Consider the following 16,258-nt stretch of genomic DNA (forward strand, 5'->3'; position numbering starts at 1 on the left):
TATATTCTTAAAACAGAAACTACAACTACACAGACAGGACTTCTATGTCCGGTTCAATCGTCCGAAGTAGGCTCGTGATACTGATGAGCGTGGCCGATGTCGAACTCGGACATGAACCGCACGCGCCTTGGAGATGCACGCTGAGAAAGTTGCCGGAGAAGCCGATTACATGCAGGTCGCCACCGTCGCTTCGCAGGTAGGGACGGATCTTTTCGTCAAGCATCGCGTTGATCTTATCGAAGCGCACTTGATCCTCTGGGCTAAGACCGGCAATTGCAACGGCCGCCGCTGCAACCAAGGCTTCCGAGGATTCATCCGCTGCAGGCGCCTCGCGAAGTGGCACGGCAATTAAGCGCGCCAACTGCGGCCAGTGTGCTTCACCGTCCTGCGTGACCGTTAGACAGCTATCAACATAAAACACATTGGTCACATGCTCGATATCGAACAGCGCAGAAGCCAGGGTATCGGACTTGGCCTCCTCGGCATTATCGTACGAGTGTGATATCCCCCATGTGAGTGGCTCTTTGAGCATGAACTTCACAGCGTTTGGGTTGGGTGTGTCTTCTATTTCAGCAATTTTTGGCATTTCTATTCCTTAAAAATTAAGGCCTCATTTTTAACGCCTTTGACAATCCCGTAAGCAATAGGTTGCAATAACCGCTTGTCCAAGCCCTCCTCTTTTAACTGTGCTGCTTGCACCAGTTTTTGCATATCGCCTTGCTTGAAAGTTTTGATCATGCTGGAGCTGCCGACAAGCTCGATCTAAAAATAGCACTGAAGGATGCTATAGGCACGATGAGATGCCCTTCATGTAATACATACGTAACTTATTCGTTAATAATATTCTAAACAGTTTTAATTATTTTCAGGCATCACCGATCGGAGCGTGCATTGGATCTTCTTCCGCCTCGGTCGAGGTAGTTGCTACTGCGTTAAACGCGCCATGCAGCGTATGCCAAGGCAGAATTGCACATTTGACACGTGTTGGCAAGTCGCTCACTCCAGCAAATACCGCAAGCCTGCCAATGTTGGGGCAGGCATCATAAGGGAGCTTGCCAGTCGCCATAGCGAGAAACTCCTGGATCAGTGTTTCCGCCTCCGCCCGTGTCTTGCCTTTAATAGCAGTCGTCATCATCGACGCAGATGCCTTGCAGATCGCGCAAGACTCCCCCTGAAATGCAATGTTATCGATACGTTCACCACCGAGTACGATATCCACGGTGATGTGATCACCACACAGCGGATTGTGTCCTACCGCATGATGGCTCGGATGTTCAATCGTGCCGTAATTACGCGGTTTTTTGTTGTGGTCAAGGATCACCTCTTGATAGAGAGATTTATAGTTAGTCATTATGTAAATATCTTCTGTACGGTGCGGATGCCGCCGATCAGTGCATCGACTTCATCCATGCTGTTGTAAAACGCAAACGATGCGCGCGAAGTGGCCGGCACATGCAAACGTTGCATAACTGGCTGTGCACAATGATGTCCAGTACGCACAGCAATACCTTCCTGATTGAGCAATGTGCCGATGTCATGTGGATGCACACCATCGACCGCAAAAGACAATACTGCGGCTTTGTGCTCGGCGGTGCCAATAATCCGCACGCCTGGCATAGAATTTATTTGCTCTGTTGCATATTCTAGCAGCGCGAGTTCATGCGCGGCTATTGCATCCATGCCGATCTCCGACAAGTAATCAACTGCAGCGCCAAGCCCAATTGCCGCCGCAATTGGCGGAGTGCCAGCCTCGAATTTATGCGGAATTGTGTTGTAGATGGTTTTTTCAAACGTCACCGACAAAATCATGTCGCCACCGCCCTTGAATGGCTGCATGTTTTCTAGCAGCGCAGCACGGCCGTAAAGAATGCCGATACCTGTCGGTCCGCACAGCTTGTGACCCGAAAATGCGTAGAAATCGCAGTCAAGATCCTGCACGTCAACCTTCATGTGCGGGGCTGCCTGCGCACCATCAACCAGCACCGGTACTCCGCGCGCATGTGCAAACGCAATCATTTCCTTTATCGGGTTTATCGTACCCAGCGCGTTTGAGACGTGCATCACGCCGACAAATTTGGTGCGTTCACTAAAAAGTTTCTCGTATTCGTCTATGAGCAACTCACCCGCATCGTTAATCGGTACCACACGGATCTTCGCGCCCTTTTCTTCAGCCAACATCTGCCACGGCACAATATTTGAATGATGCTCAAGCGTGGTCAGGATGATTTCGTCTCCAGCTCCGATGAACTTACGGCCATAACCATGCATCACCAGATTGATCGCATCGGTGGTACCACTGGTGAAGATCACTTCGCGCTCTTCATTCGCATTAATAAAGTGCTGTAACTTGCGACGTGCCTCCTCGAATTCAGAAGTTGCAACCTCTGACAAGTGATGCACCGCGCGATTGATATTGGCGTGCTGCGTCGTCTGGTAGCGCACCAAGCGGTCGATCACTTGCTGAGGCATCTGGCTCGAGGCAGCGTTGTCGAGATATATCAGCGGCTTGTCGTTGACCGTCAGCTTAAGGATTGGGAAATCAGCGCGAATGCGCTCAACATCGAATGCGGACGGCGATCGAATTTTTAGTGCGGTCTGGATTACGCTCATGGCTGGATTGTGGTCTGTTCGAGTACGGTTTGTTCAAGCTGGCATTTGAGTGATGAAATAGATATGCGTTCGATGATTTCGGCCCCGAATGCATAAGTAAGCATGTTACGCGCTGCTGTATCGGACAACCCGCGACTCTGCAAATAAAACACTTCCTCGTTGTCGAGCTGGCCGATGGTCGCGCCATGTGTGCACTTCACGTCGTCGGCGAAAATTTCAAGTTGCGGTTTGGTATCGACGTGGGCTTTGCTGGTCAATAGCAGGTTGCGACTGGACTGCCTGGAGTCGGTACGTTGTGCACCTTGGCGCACCATAATTTTGCCGTTGAATACCGCATGCGCACTGCCGCCGACGATACATTTGTGCATCTGATGACTTACGGCGTGCGGCTTCGCGTGGTCGATGCAGGTATGTGTATCGGCCAACTGACGCCCTGAGATTAGCGCCAGCCCGTCAACCGCACATTCGGCCTCCTCAGCTAACTGTACATTCAGGTTATAACGCGAAATGCGTGCGCCGAACGCGACACTCACCGACTGATAATTACTAGCCCGTGCGAGTGATACCGCACAGTTTGCAATATGGAACGCCTTCACGCCTTCACGCTGCACCCGGATATGGTTAACGCGCGCATTATCGACCAACGCGATTTCGGTCACTGCATTGGTGAAATAGGCATCTTCTTGCAATGAAACGTAATCCTCAATCACTGTCACTGCACTACCAGACTCGGCCAGCAACAAACAACGCGGGTAGCTTACGACATCCTTTTGCGTCGCAATGAATAGTAGATGTACCGGCACCGCAACTGAAATGTCACGTGGCACGACGATCAATGCCGCGTCATGCAGAAATGCAGTATTAAGGGCTGCGAATACATTGTCGCGGAATTCTGTGAGACGGCCCAGATATGGCTCGATTGCCGCTGCGTGCGCGGCAAATCCAGCTTCCAGATTGATAACCGTTACGCCATTGTCCGTGATGCCACTAGACAGCTGGGGAGCATAGACACCATCGACAAACACCAGCCGGGTAGTTGCTTCTTCAATATAAAAGCGCTCTATATCTGCGGCTTGGAGACTGATGGTTGCACGCACCGGATGGAATGACATCTTGGTAAGCAGCGAAATATCGGTAAAGCGCCATTCCTCGTCGCGCAGGGTGGGCACCGTCAGAACGCCGACGCGGTCAACCGCTTCCGCGCGTAGCGCGTTGAGCCACGCCAACGGACTTGCAGGCAAGTGCGGCTGTCCTGCCAGCAGACTTTCGAGGTACCCCGCATTAATTGTGCCGGGTGCGCTCATGCCGTCGCCCTCGCTGCAGCCTTGTGCTCGACCCCGACCCAATCGTAGCCGCGCGTTTCGAGTTCGAATGCAAGTTCCTTGCCGCCAGTTTTGATGATGCGGCCCGCTTCCATCACATGTACGTAATCGGGAACGATATAGTTCAACAGACGCTGGTAGTGCGTTACCAGCACGATCGCATTATCTTTATTAGCAAGCTGGTTGACGCCGTTGGCGACGATCCTAAGTGCGTCAATGTCGAGGCCGGAATCGGTCTCATCTAGTATCGCTAGTCGTGGGTCCAACATCGCCATTTGCAATATTTCGTTGCGCTTTTTTTCGCCACCGGAGAAGCCTTCGTTAACGCTACGCTCAAGAAAATCAGGACTCATTTCAAGCAGTTTCATCTTCTCGCGCACAAAATCATCAAACTCGAGCGGGTCGAGCTCTTCTTTGCCACGATGCGTCTGAACAGTATTATAAGTAAGACGCAAGAATTGGCTATTGCCGACGCCGGGTATCTCAATTGGATATTGGAAAGCAAGGAATACACCGGCTCGTGCACGCTCTTCGGGAGCAAGGTCGAGCAAGTTCCGGCCTTCGAACATCACTGTGCCGCCCGTGACTTCATAAGCTGAATGACCTGCGAGTATCTTGGAGAACGTGCTCTTGCCCGAGCCGTTTGGCCCCATAATGGCATGTATTTCGCCACTCCTTACCGTCAAGTCCAATCCTTTTAAAATTTCGGTACCATTTACGGTTGCGCATAGTCCGCGCACTTCGAGCAAAATCTTGCTGTCTTGGTAAATCATCCGACACTCCCTTCTAGTTTGAAACTGAGCAGTGCGGTTGCTTCGACCGCAAACTCCATTGGTAATTGTTGAAATACGTCTTTACAGAATCCATTAATAATCATTGATACTGCAGCCTCTGCGTTGATGCCGCGTTGTGCGAAGTAGAACAGCTGATCCTCACCGATCTTCGAAGTCGATGCCTCGTGTTCGACTTGGGAACTGTTGTTAGCTACTTGGATATAGGGAAAAGTGTGGGCACCGGACTGTTGACCAACCAACATCGAATCACATTGCGAATAATTGCGTGCACCAGTGGCGCTCGGCGCAATTTTGACCAATCCGCGGTAACTGTTGTTGGAATGGCCAGCCGAGATCCCTTTGCTGACTATGGTGCTGCGCGTATTTTTGCCGATATGTATCATTTTGGTGCCTGTATCGGCTTGCTGATAATGGTTGGTAACCGCGACGGAATAAAATTCACCGACCGAATTATCGCCAAGCAGCACACAGGAAGGATACTTCCAGGTGATAGCCGAGCCGGTTTCAACCTGGGTCCATGAAATGCGCGAGTTAACACCTTTGGCCAAGCCGCGCTTGGTCACGAAGTTGTAAATACCACCAATGCCATTTTCGTCACCCGCATACCAATTTTGCACTGTTGAATATTTGATGTCGGCGTTATCGAGCGCTACGAGTTCCACTACCGCCGCATGCAGCTGGTTACTGCTAAACGCAGGCGCGGTACAACCTTCAAGATAGGAGACCGAAGCCCCCTCCTCAGCAACAATCAACGTGCGCTCAAATTGACCTGATTCCTCAGTGTTGATGCGGAAATAGGTCGATAAATCCATTGGACATTTAACCCCCTTGGGGATATAGCAGAACGAGCCGTCGGTAAATACCGCCGAGTTGAGCGCGGCATAAAAATTATCGCTGGACGGAATCACGGTACCGAGATATTTTTTCACCAGCTCAGGATGATCAAGCACAGCCTCTGACATTGAACAGAAAATAACGCCAACTTCGGCAAGTTTATGCTTGTAAGTAGTCGCCACCGATACACTGTCAAAAATGACATCCACTGCAACGCCAGCAAGCGCCATGCGCTCATGTAACGGCACGCCAAGCTTCTCGAACGTACGTAACAATTCAGGATCGACCTCGTCCATGCTTTTCAATTTCGGCTTTTGCTTCGGCGCAGCATAGTAGCTGATCGCCTGGAAATCAATCTTCGGATAATGAACATTGGGCCACACGGGCTCTTCCATCTTGAGCCAAGCTTCGTAGGATTTGAGCCGGAACTCCAGCAACCACTCCGGTTCTTTTTTCTTGGCCGAAATCATCCGGATGGTATCTGCATTCAATCCCTTCGGCGCAACATCAGACTCGATGCTAGTGACGAAACCATGTTTATAAGGTTGGTTGACGAGGTTTTGCAGCGTTGCACTCATTGTGTTACCTCCGAGAAATCATCAAGATCGAAGAAAAAGGCTTGTCCATGGGTTACATGAGGCAATTAAATGGTTATACCGTTACTATGAATTTTGAACTATGGATTTTGCCGCCTCCCCTGTCAGGTTGAAGCTCTCACCACAGCCGCACATGCTGCCGACATTGGGATTGTCAAATTTAAACATCTGCTTAAGCCCTTCGGTCACAAAATCTAAACGCGAGCCGTTAATGTAGGACAGGGTATTGTCATTAAAGACAACCTTGGCGTTATGCGCTTCGAACATATGATCTCCCGCAAGCACTTCATCAGCATAGTCATAGGTATAAGCATAGCCGGAGCAGCCCACTTTTTTGACGCCGACGCGAAGAGCAAGGCCTTTCCCACGCTTTGCGAGTTGAGTTTGGATCTGTTTTGCTGCACTTTCAGTTAATGTAATCGCCATTATTTAACTCCTAATAGTAGCCGAATAGAACATCGAGCAAAGGCCAAGGAAAATCTCTAAGCCAATCTCCCTTATAATTTTAGATCTAGATCACATCGGAACAAGCGCTGGCTTAGCCATACTTTTGTTAATGCTTACCGTCTTAACTTCGGACTTGAGTTTAGTTGCACCGTCGACCAAGTTCTGCAAGCTTACCCCTGCCATATAGCCATATAAAGCTTCATTAAGCCCCATCCATAAATCATGTGTAATGCATTGTTTCTCGCCATGGCAATTAGCCTTTCCACCACACCGGGTAGCATCCACTGACTCATCCACTGCTACGACGATGTCGGCGACTGAAATTTGTGCGCTTGGTCGTGCTAGATAATACCCACCACCCGGGCCGCGCACTGCAACTACAATGTTGCGCTTACGCAACTTACCGAACAGCTGCTCAAGGTAAGATTGTGAAATTTTTTGGCGCTCACTAATGCTGGACAGTGTTACCGGGCCGCATCCGCCATACAACGCCAGATCAGCCATTGCCATCACGGCAAAACGCCCTTTAGTGGTAAGCCGCATGATTTCTCCCTGAGTTTGCATCGCACAAGATCAGCATCTTTATCTGTTATTCATGCCGACGTGAACTAGCTATTTATACTTTAAAAATAGCCGCATGATCATCACTCGAAATTTATGAAAATCCTTATTGGGAATAATAAAATACCCAACCAATTTAGTCAACTAATAACTTCAGTCAACAATTTTATTCAGGTAATTGGGATCAAACTTGTCGGCCGTGGCACGTTCCTCTTCGATGTTCACACCCATTTTCTCGAGTTGGTCCAGGATAAGATTGATGCGTTTATCTACCACCATGCCGTGTCCTAACAAGCCGTGAATAGCTTGCGCCAACGGATCATTCTGGTCATTGCTGATGCCATAAGCATTGAAACCCGGCCTCTTTGTAGCCTCATCAAGGATGCGCGCCGGAATCCCGGCAGCCGTCGCTCCCATCGGTACATTCTTCACTACCACGGCATTGGAGCCTATCTTGGCGCTATCGCCGATGGTAATAGGACCCAATATTTTGGCACCGGCCCCAACCACGACACCATTACCTAACGTGGGATGACGTTTGCCCTCTTTCCATGAAGTCCCGCCCAGCGTTACGCCGTGATACAAAGTACAATCATCACCGATCTCGGCGGTTTCACCGATCACCACACCCATGCCGTGATCAATGAAAAACCGCCGCCCAATCGTTGCCCCCGGATGAATCTCAATGCCGGTCAAAAAACGGCCCAAGTGAGACAAAAAGCGCGCCAGCCATTTCAGCTTTGCATACCATAACCAATGTGCCATGCGATGCACCAAGCGCGCATGAAATCCCGGGTAGCAGGTTATTACCTCAAATACACTGCGCGCTGCTGGATCGCGCGCAAATACGCTGTCTATATCTTCTTTAATCGATTGGAACATCAGGGCACCTAAAATTTACTCACTCAATTTATTTTTGTTTTGATCGTCGAGTTTTTGTTGCGTATTGTACTCAGTCGTAACTGTCAAAATACCACGCAGAATGTTCACTTCCTCAGGCTCCAGCCGTGCACGTGCATATAAACGACGCAATTTTTGCATCAGCTTGGTCGATTGCTTATCCCGTAAAAAACCAATTTCGGTAAGCGTGTCTTCCAAGTGCCGAAAAAATCTTTCCACCTGTTCCGCCGATGCCGGATTCAGTTCGGGCGGGGCATACTCTCCCTGTCCTGTAGCCAGGCGCAGTTCATAGCCTATCAGTTGCACCGCAGCCGCCAGATTAAGCGACGTATAAGCCGGGCTGGCAGGAATGCGCACAATGAAATGACAGCGCGCCAACTCATTATTGGTCAAACCGGACATTTCGGTACCAAACAGAAGCGCCACAGGTTGCTGCGTTGCCTGCTGCGCCAGTAGCGGCATCGCAGCGCGCGGAGTGAGTACTTCTTGCGAAATGTAGCGTGCACGTGCCGACATTCCCGCCACCAAAACCACGCCTTGCAACGCCTCGTCCAGCGAGCCACACACAACTGCGTTTTGCAGCACATCTGCCGCGCTGGCAGCCATCGCATCCGCTTGTTGATCAGGGAAACGTTGTGGATTAATCAAATACAGACTCTGCAGTCCCATGGTCTTCATCGCGCGTGCAGCCGCGCCAATATTGCCTGGGTGAGTGGTATGACTCAGTACCACACGTACATTATTTAAAATCTCTGGTTTATCCAAAGTGCAATTCACACTAAAATACGCTATCGGAACAATCCGACTGCTCATTAAAAAGGTTCGTTATGCATCCCATGCTCACCATCGCGGTGAAAGCCGCGCGTCGCGCCGGCAATTTGATCCACCGTGCTGCCGATAATCTTGACCACTTAACGGTCACCAAAAAATCTCACTCCGATTATGTCAGTGAGGTGGATCGCGCAGCCGAGCAAGCCATCATCACTACCTTACTGGATGCCTACCCAAACCACGCAATTCTAGCAGAAGAGAGTGGTGCCCGAGGCGACTCGGAATATGTTTGGATTATCGACCCGCTTGATGGCACCACTAACTTCCTGCACGGTTTTCAGCAATACGCCGTGTCCATCGCATTGCAGCACAATGGTGTATTGACCCAGGCAGTAATATATGACCCCACCAAAAATGACCTGTTCACCGCCACGCGTGGCAGCGGCGCTTATATAAATGACCGCCGTCTGCGTGTAAGCAAGCGCATCGAACTGGCCGACTGCCTGATAGGCACCGGATTTCCTTACACCAAGTTTGAGTATCTGGATGCCTACATGAACATCTTGCGCGACATGATGCAAAAGACCTCCGGCCTGCGCCGGCCCGGCTCTGCCGCACTTGATCTCGCCTACACGGCAGCGGGACGCTATGATGGTTTCTTTGAAATTGGCCTTAAACCCTGGGACATCGCGGCAGGATGTTTATTAATTACAGAAGCGGGCGGTCTGGTAGGTGACATGCAAGGTAACGATACCTTCCTCAAAAGTGGCAACCTTTGTGCAGGTAACCCAAAGGTATTCGCGCAGATGCTGCAAGTAATTGCTCCTCATCTGACAGAGGGGCTGAAATCCAGTAATTCATAAATGGTTCTAGTGCTAGCTGCAATAATTCGACCACAAAAATTTACGTGAACGTAAAACGTTATGAGGTAGCTGGAATATCAGAGTAAATGATCTTCCAGCGTGAGGTCTACTTTGCGTCGCTGTAATCTGAACTAAACCAATTTCTTCAACTGATACAATTTTTCCAGCGCCTCCTTTGGGCTAAGTTCATCAGGCGTGATATCACGCAACGAGGTCAATGCCGGATGTTCTGGCAGTTCGGGCAAGTCCGGCACGGCGCTGAATAAATCACCCTGCGGATTTTGTGCCGCGCTATTCTGTTCCAGTGTCTGCAATTGCTTACGTGCAATTTTAATTACGCTCCTCGGCACCCCCGCCAGAGCAGCCACCTGTAACCCATAGCTCTGGCTTGCCGCACCTTCGCTCACGCTGTGCAAAAATACAATGCTGTGCTTGTGTTCAATGGCGGCGAGATGAACGTTGGCAAGCTGAGTGTACTCATCGGCAAGCCGGGTCAATTCGAAGTAATGAGTGGCGAACAGGGTGTGGCTACAATTCTCTTCCAGCAAATGACGTGCGATGGCATAAGCCAGCGCCAAGCCATCGAAGGTAGAAGTACCGCGTCCGATTTCATCTACTAGAACTAAACTATTCTTGGTCGCGTTGTGCAGGATGTTGGCCGCTTCCATCATCTCTACCATAAAGGTGGAACGGCCGCTGGCGAGGTCATCCGAAGCACCGATGCGCGTAAAAATCTGGTCAATCTCGCCCAGCACGACTTCATCTGCCGGAACGAAGCTGCCACAGTGCGCGAGCAATGTAATCAGCGCGACTTGGCGCATATACGTGGATTTGCCGCCCATATTGGGACCGGTGATAAGCAGCATCTTGCGCGCGCTGTGCAGTTGGGTATCGTTGGCGATGAATTGCTCCACCTGTGCTTCCACCACCGGATGACGACCGCCACGGATGTGCAATACGGATTCTGCACTGAATGTTGGCGCGCTGAAATTCAATGTTGAAGCGCGTTCGGCGAAAGTAGCAAGCACATCCAGCTCGGCGATGGCGGCGGCAATGTGTTGCAACGGTAAAATATAAGGCGCCAGCTGATCCAGTAATTGTTCGTAGAGCAATTTCTCGCGAGCCAGCGCACGGTCATTGGCAGACAGCGCTTTGTCCTCGAAGGCTTTGAGTTCCGGTGTGATATAGCGTTCGGCATTTTTCAAGGTCTGGCGACGGCGGTAATCGTCCGGCACTTTGATGGACTGCACAAGCGACACCTCAATATAAAAACCATGCACACGGTTGTATTCGACTTTCAGGGTGGCAATGCCGCTGCGCGCCCGTTCGCGTGCTTCCAGCTGCAGCAGGAATTCGCCGCAATTGGTCTGAATGTTACGCAGTTCATCGAGATCAACATCATAGCCATCAGCGATAACGCCGCCTTCGCGCAGCATGCTCGATGGCTCCGCGCGCAACGTACGTTGCAACAGCGCGATTAGTTCGGCATCCGGCTGCAAGGCTACGGCCAGATCGTCTATCAGTTTCGAAGCATGGGTATTTGTTAATACTGCATGCAATTGCGGCAGTTGCGTGAGCGTGTCACGCAAGCCGGATAAATCGCGCGGACGTGCACTACGCAGAGCGATGCGCGCAGTAATGCGTTCTACGTCTACACAGGGTTTGAGTTGTTCATGAACAGTTTGATAAAGCGCCTGCCTACTGCTGAAGCTCTGCTCCCCCTGCCCCACTTGCGAAAAAGCAGTTGCCTGCAATTTGTCCACTGCATCCAGCCGTGCACGCAAGGTGATGCGGTCGCGCAGTGGGTGATGAAGCCAGTGGTTAAGCAAACGGCTGCCCATATTACTGGCGCAGGTATCCAGCAAGGAAAGCAGGGTGGGAGCAGGCTCGCCGCGCAAGGTCTGGGTGATTTCCAGATTGCGCCGAGTGGCGGCATCCATACGCACGAAATCCTCGGCGGCATAAACCTGAATGGCGTGCACATGGCTGATACCTTGCCCCTGTGTCAGCTTGGCATAACCAAGCAGCGCGCCCGCCGCTTCCAAGCCAAGGGTAAAATTATCACATCCGAAACCACTCAGGTCGTGCGTGGCAAACTGTTGGCACAGTGTGCGCCGAGCGGTTTCCAGATCAAAATTCCAAACAGGCAGTGACTTAATGACTGCTTTGTTTAGTGTCGGCTGAATGGCATTTTCGGCAAGCAGAATTTCTGAAATCTGCAAGCGTTCCAATTCGGCTGGCAAATTGTGTGCATCGGTTTCGCTGACGAAAAATTTGCCTGAAGCCAGATTCATCCAAGCCAGCCCCACCTTGCCGGAGCGCTCATGCAGCGCCAGCAACAGGCTGTCTTTCTTTTCATCCAACAGTGCGGAATCGGTGAGTGTGCCGGGGGTAACGATACGCATCACCTTGCGCTCCACCGGGCCCTTGCTGGTGGCGGGATCGCCGATCTGTTCGCATATGGCGATCGATTCTCCCAGTTTTACCAGCCGCGCCAAATATTGTTCAGCAGCATGGTAAGGCACGCCCGCCATTTTGATCGGCTGGCCATTGGTTGCGCCGCGCTGAGTGAGCGTAATGTCGAGCAGCTTGGCAGCGCGAACTGCGTCCTCATGGAATAGCTCGTAAAAATCTCCCATGCGATAGAAAAGCAGCATGTCGGGATACTCTGCCTTGATGCGCAGGTATTGTTGCATCATGGGGGTGTGCTTCGAGCCATCTACGCTGCCAGGCGGCGATTTATCAGTTTGTTCTTGTTCTATTTTCATTCAATTATTTTCGACTTAATTCAAATTACTCCAACCCGCAAAAGCAAAGCGTCGGCTTACGCTGCGCTAAGCCGACCTACGAGACTATTGTTATTTTATTTGCCCTAGTATCTAAACTCATAAATAACGAAACATATATTATACTGTCGCATACCCACCCCATGATGAGGAGCCTGCCATGCGACAGACTGAACTGTATCTTACCGACGAGGATCGTGAGTTGATCGAGACATATCGTACAAAGGGTTTGCACCATGCCCGAGAAGTCAATCGGGCACATATTTTATCTGCCCTTGATCGCGGGATCCCCGAAGCCCAGATCATGGCAGTTCTCGGCGTTGGACGAACCGCCATCTGGCGGACACGAAGCGCATATCTGGAGGATGGTGCCGAATATGCACTGTGCGATGTCGCGCGTCCCGGCAAGCCTCGGCAGTTTGCTACCGACGTCGAGGCGAAGATTACCGCTCTGGCCTGCTCGGAGCCGCCGGAAGGTGCCAGGCGCTGGACGCTCGAGTTGCTGGAACAGGCAGCGCAGAGGCAGGCGGATATTGGTCCGATCAGCCGCGAGACTATTCGCCGGCTGCTAAAAAAAACTGTCTCAAGCCATGGTGCAAGGTGATGTGGTGCATTGGCGCTTTGACCGAAGAATACCGGCAGCGAATGTATGACCTGCTCGATCTTTATGCCCGTCCGTTCCGGGCGGAAGAACCCGTGGTCTGTTTGGACGAGAAGAGCAAGCAGCTGCTCAAGGATACGCGGCCCCCTTTGCCAACCCAGCCCAACTCGTCCGCGAAGCAGGATTACGAGTATGTCCGCGCCGGTACTTGCAACCTGTTCGTGGCGGTCGAGCCAAAAGGAGGGCGGCGGACGGTCGTGATCACCGATCATCGCGCCAAGACCGACTTCGTGGCTTTCATACAGCACCTGCTCAAGCAGGTTTATGTCACGGCGCAGCGTATCCATCTGGTGATGGACAATCTCAACACCCACTTTCGCAAGTGCTTCGAGGAAGTGCTCGGTGCCAAGGAAGCAAAGGCACTGCTGCGACGTGTAGTCTTTCACTACACGCCGAAACATGCCAGTTGGCTCAACATGGCTGAAATCGAAATCGGTATTCTTGACCGCCAGTGCCTTGATCGACGCCTGCCAGACCGTGTTACGCTCACCGCCGAAGTGAATGCTTGGCAGTTGCGCCGTAACATGGAGCAACGTGGCATTGAGTGGACGTTCACTCGGCAGGATGCAGATACAAAAATGGCTAGACATTATGTTTTGTAATTAATGGGTTGTTATACTAGTACACCGTGCTGTTCGGTTCTATCAGTAAACCGTCCAACCATTCCTCAAACTCCTCGTAATTTTTCTTGGAGAATATTTTGCACTGGAATCGCTTGATCTCATCGTCCACAACCTTGCGCTTACATAGATTATGCATGTCCTTATCTGTCGTTAGTGCGTTTACATAAGGCACAAATGCAGAAACGTGGTCAATATCGTTTTGGCGAGACAGGCCAACGTAATTAAAGGGGCCAGGCTCGCATTGTTTGCCAGGAGCACTGGAATCTCACAGACTGCCCCCGTTTTTCAGACTACTATCGCCATGCAACACCCAACATCGGCATCAACCGATGGTCAGCTTGACCGGCTTGCCGACGCGACTAAGCATTTCCACCAGCGTGTCGATGGTGAACTTGGCCGTTTTCTTGTTCACCACATCAGACACGCGCGGCCGCGAGACCATTAGAATCTCGGCAGCCTCGGCCTGCTTTAAGTGATGTTCCACAATCCAGGTAGACAGCTCTTCCATCAGTTGCTGTTTCAGCAGCCGCGTGTCATTAATCTGTTTGCGGGACGCAGCCTGTAGGCGCTTGGCCTCGTCCGGCGCAAAACCCAGTTCCAAGAAGAGGTTCGCGCCCGGCTTTGTCACATGGCGAATTTCGGTGTCAATCGTCATTTCTTTGCCTTTCTCGAGTTAACCACGGCGCGATAACGCGCCTCGGCAATAGCTTTGTCCTGCTTGCTGCTCACCTGGGTCTTCTTCTGGAAGCAATGCAGGACGTAGATGGCTTCCTCGAATTTGGCGATATACATCACACGGTAGACGCCGCTCGCGTCCTTGACGCGAATCTCTTTCGTGCCAGCACCCACGTCATCGAACGGCTTCCAGTCGGTCGGCTCAAGCCCAGCCTGGACCTTGCTCAATTGGAAGCCTGCTTCCTTTCTTGGATCTTGCGGAAATGCCAGCAGATCGTCGTAGGCAGACCCCACCCAACGGATCTCTTTTTCATCGTCCATAAAATTTATATGTATAAAATATTATACGCGCCTGTGGTGCAAGTCAAGATGCTTTATAAAGAGAATCATCCGGTCGTCACCTCACTCCAGCAAGATTGATCCAAGCGCTGGGTAGAGGCTATTCAATTATTTAAGCCTTATTGCAGTACTGTTGTTCCTTGAGAAGCTCCCATTAGTTTATCTCGATTTTTTATTATTGCCTTCTTCAGTCAGGCTAACTACTTGGCATATTCACATGCTCTGGACGAAATCCGATTCCAATCAATCTGGCAGGAATCCGACGCAGGAATGGGAAGCGTGCCAAGAGTCGGATAAAAATCGGTGGTGAGAGCTGACCCTCACCATGCAACACGCGACTAATGACGCGGTTTTGAATGAAGAGTTGCATCCTTTGCGTCATATGCGTCGGCCACTCGCGTCGTTGCTGGACTCGGCGCAGATCTTCGGTAGTCAATTTGTTCGCACGTAACGGTGCAGCCAGCAAATTCGCTGCGGCGATTGCATCCTGGATCGCAAGATTGATACCGACGCCAGCGACCGGCGACATTGCGTGCGCTGCATCACCGAGACAAAGAAGGCCCGGGCGATACCACTGACGTAATCGATCAACCTGAACGGTGAGCAATTTTATCTCTTCCCAGTCTTGGAGTTCGTCGACACGGTCGGCCATAAATGGTGCAAGCTGCACGAGGTCGCTGCGGAACACGGATAGCCCTCTCTCTCGAATCTGCGCATGTGAGCCTTTCGGGATGACAAAGCCGCACTGCCAGTAATCGCCTCGGCTCAGCATGATGAATATCCGACCGGCATCGAAACGGCCGATAGGATATTCTGAATCGTCAGGCCGTCGTGAGAGCCGGAACCATAACACGTCCATCGGTGCGCCTAAATCCTCAACCTGCAAGCCTGCCTGTGCGCGGACAACTGAATGTCGACCATCTGCTCCCACGACCAGGCTCGCGTGCACCGTTAATGGTCCGTCCGGACTCATCGCCTGAACGCCAACGACATGCCCCGCTTCTTCAATGAGTCCAGTCACTTCAGAGTGCATCCGCAAGCTGAATGTTGGGTAGCAAACGGCACGATCGGCGAGGAAATTCAGGAAATCCCACTGCGGCATAAAAGCGATAAAACGGCACTGGGTTTTCAGATGGGTGAAATCCGCTATCGTCAGTTTCAAATTACCAAACTGACCATTGATCTGCGGCGCTTCTTGGTGTGGCAATTTCAATAGGTCTCTGAGTAATCCCAGTTCATGCATAACTTCCAGCGTCGAGGGATGAATCGTGTCTCCCCGGAAGTCCCTCAGAAAGTCCGCATGCTTTTCTAAAACCAATACCTCAACGCCCGCACGAGCCAATAGCAAACCCAGCATCATGCCCGCTGGACCACCCCCCGCAATGCAACATTGTACTGTTACCGTATTCATATCCGTCCTTACGAGTAAAGGGAAACATGAAGCAACGAAAGGCTATATTGCGAAACAGAACTTCA

The 16,258-nt window shown here is 51.2% G+C and carries 18 protein-coding genes; 3 read left to right on the top strand and 15 right to left on the bottom strand.

The window, feature by feature from the left end; all coding sequences use genetic code 11:
• Window positions 1–25: 25 nt before the first annotated feature.
• The 11 genes from MKZ32_RS12640 to MKZ32_RS12690 all read right to left on the bottom strand — a co-directional run bounded on the left by MKZ32_RS12640 (window position 26) and on the right by MKZ32_RS12690 (window position 8,877).
• Complete coding sequence (locus tag MKZ32_RS12640) at window positions 26–586, bottom strand: NifU family protein (protein ID WP_239797593.1); 561 nt, start codon at window positions 584–586, stop codon at window positions 26–28.
• A gap of 2 nt (window positions 587–588) precedes the next feature.
• On the bottom strand, window positions 589–738 hold the full coding sequence (locus tag MKZ32_RS12645; RefSeq protein ID WP_239797594.1) for a hypothetical protein: 150 nt from the start codon (window positions 736–738) through the stop codon (window positions 589–591).
• Between the two features lie 127 nt (window positions 739–865).
• Window positions 866–1,351 (bottom strand): Fe-S cluster assembly sulfur transfer protein SufU, encoded by a 486-nt coding sequence (gene sufU, locus MKZ32_RS12650; RefSeq protein ID WP_239797595.1) that lies wholly within the window; start codon window positions 1,349–1,351, stop codon window positions 866–868.
• On the bottom strand, window positions 1,351–2,610 hold the full coding sequence (locus MKZ32_RS12655) for a cysteine desulfurase (RefSeq protein ID WP_239797596.1): 1,260 nt from the start codon (window positions 2,608–2,610) through the stop codon (window positions 1,351–1,353). The genes sufU and MKZ32_RS12655 overlap by 1 nt, the downstream gene beginning before the upstream one ends.
• Complete coding sequence (gene sufD / locus MKZ32_RS12660; RefSeq protein WP_239797597.1) at window positions 2,607–3,914, bottom strand: Fe-S cluster assembly protein SufD; 1,308 nt, start codon at window positions 3,912–3,914, stop codon at window positions 2,607–2,609. Before sufD ends, MKZ32_RS12655 begins: the two co-directional genes overlap by 4 nt.
• On the bottom strand, window positions 3,911–4,705 hold the full coding sequence (gene sufC / locus MKZ32_RS12665) for a Fe-S cluster assembly ATPase SufC (RefSeq protein ID WP_239797598.1): 795 nt from the start codon (window positions 4,703–4,705) through the stop codon (window positions 3,911–3,913). Before sufC ends, sufD begins: the two co-directional genes overlap by 4 nt.
• Entirely contained in the window at window positions 4,702–6,138 is a 1,437-nt protein-coding gene (gene sufB / locus MKZ32_RS12670) for a Fe-S cluster assembly protein SufB (protein WP_239797599.1), read from the bottom strand. Before sufB ends, sufC begins: the two co-directional genes overlap by 4 nt.
• An 84-nt stretch (window positions 6,139–6,222) precedes the next feature.
• The gene (locus tag MKZ32_RS12675) at window positions 6,223–6,582 is read right to left on the bottom strand and encodes a HesB/IscA family protein (RefSeq protein ID WP_239797600.1); all 360 of its coding nucleotides are present in this window, start codon (window positions 6,580–6,582) and stop codon (window positions 6,223–6,225) included.
• A 90-nt stretch (window positions 6,583–6,672) separates the two neighbouring features.
• A complete protein-coding gene (locus MKZ32_RS12680) occupies window positions 6,673–7,146 on the bottom strand; it encodes an Rrf2 family transcriptional regulator (protein WP_239797601.1) in 474 nt (157 codons plus the stop codon).
• A 171-nt stretch (window positions 7,147–7,317) separates the two neighbouring features.
• A complete protein-coding gene (gene cysE / locus MKZ32_RS12685) occupies window positions 7,318–8,046 on the bottom strand; it encodes a serine O-acetyltransferase (protein WP_239797602.1) in 729 nt (242 codons plus the stop codon).
• Between the two features lie 15 nt (window positions 8,047–8,061).
• Entirely contained in the window at window positions 8,062–8,877 is an 816-nt protein-coding gene (locus tag MKZ32_RS12690; protein WP_239797603.1) for an RNA methyltransferase, read from the bottom strand.
• Window positions 8,878–8,891: 14 nt separating this feature from the next.
• Here MKZ32_RS12690 and MKZ32_RS12695 point away from each other — a divergent pair, with 14 nt between their 5' ends.
• Window positions 8,892–9,698: an inositol monophosphatase family protein gene (locus MKZ32_RS12695; RefSeq protein WP_239797604.1), complete on the top strand. Its 807-nt coding sequence runs from the start codon at window positions 8,892–8,894 to the stop codon at window positions 9,696–9,698.
• A 131-nt stretch (window positions 9,699–9,829) separates the two neighbouring features.
• Here the strand turns inward: MKZ32_RS12695 and mutS are convergent, their stop codons facing one another.
• Window positions 9,830–12,466 (bottom strand): DNA mismatch repair protein MutS, encoded by a 2,637-nt coding sequence (mutS, locus tag MKZ32_RS12700; protein WP_239797605.1) that lies wholly within the window; start codon window positions 12,464–12,466, stop codon window positions 9,830–9,832.
• 178 nt (window positions 12,467–12,644) lie between these two features.
• On the opposite strand from mutS, the gene MKZ32_RS12705 reads away from it, so the two are divergent.
• Both MKZ32_RS12705 and MKZ32_RS12710 read left to right on the top strand, forming a co-directional pair.
• Window positions 12,645–13,088 (top strand): helix-turn-helix domain-containing protein, encoded by a 444-nt coding sequence (locus MKZ32_RS12705; RefSeq protein ID WP_239795975.1) that lies wholly within the window; start codon window positions 12,645–12,647, stop codon window positions 13,086–13,088.
• Entirely contained in the window at window positions 13,088–13,747 is a 660-nt protein-coding gene (locus MKZ32_RS12710) for an IS630 family transposase (RefSeq protein ID WP_239798090.1), read from the top strand. Before MKZ32_RS12705 ends, MKZ32_RS12710 begins: the two co-directional genes overlap by 1 nt.
• Window positions 13,748–14,090: 343 nt before the next feature.
• On the opposite strand, the gene MKZ32_RS12715 is transcribed toward MKZ32_RS12710, so the two are convergent.
• The 3 genes from MKZ32_RS12715 to MKZ32_RS12725 form a co-directional block, all read right to left on the bottom strand.
• Window positions 14,091–14,423 (bottom strand): helix-turn-helix domain-containing protein, encoded by a 333-nt coding sequence (locus MKZ32_RS12715; RefSeq protein ID WP_239797606.1) that lies wholly within the window; start codon window positions 14,421–14,423, stop codon window positions 14,091–14,093.
• Window positions 14,420–14,764 carry a type II toxin-antitoxin system RelE/ParE family toxin gene (locus MKZ32_RS12720; RefSeq protein WP_239797607.1) on the bottom strand — a complete coding sequence of 115 codons (345 nt, stop codon included), beginning with the start codon at window positions 14,762–14,764 and terminating at the stop codon, window positions 14,420–14,422. The genes MKZ32_RS12715 and MKZ32_RS12720 overlap by 4 nt, the downstream gene beginning before the upstream one ends.
• A gap of 214 nt (window positions 14,765–14,978) precedes the next feature.
• Window positions 14,979–16,193 carry an FAD-dependent oxidoreductase gene (locus MKZ32_RS12725; protein WP_239797608.1) on the bottom strand — a complete coding sequence of 405 codons (1,215 nt, stop codon included), beginning with the start codon at window positions 16,191–16,193 and terminating at the stop codon, window positions 14,979–14,981.
• Window positions 16,194–16,258: the final 65 nt, after the last annotated feature.

The sequence above is a fragment of the Candidatus Nitrotoga arctica genome (genome assembly GCF_918378365.1).
Taxonomy (GTDB): domain Bacteria; phylum Pseudomonadota; class Gammaproteobacteria; order Burkholderiales; family Gallionellaceae; genus Nitrotoga; species Nitrotoga arctica.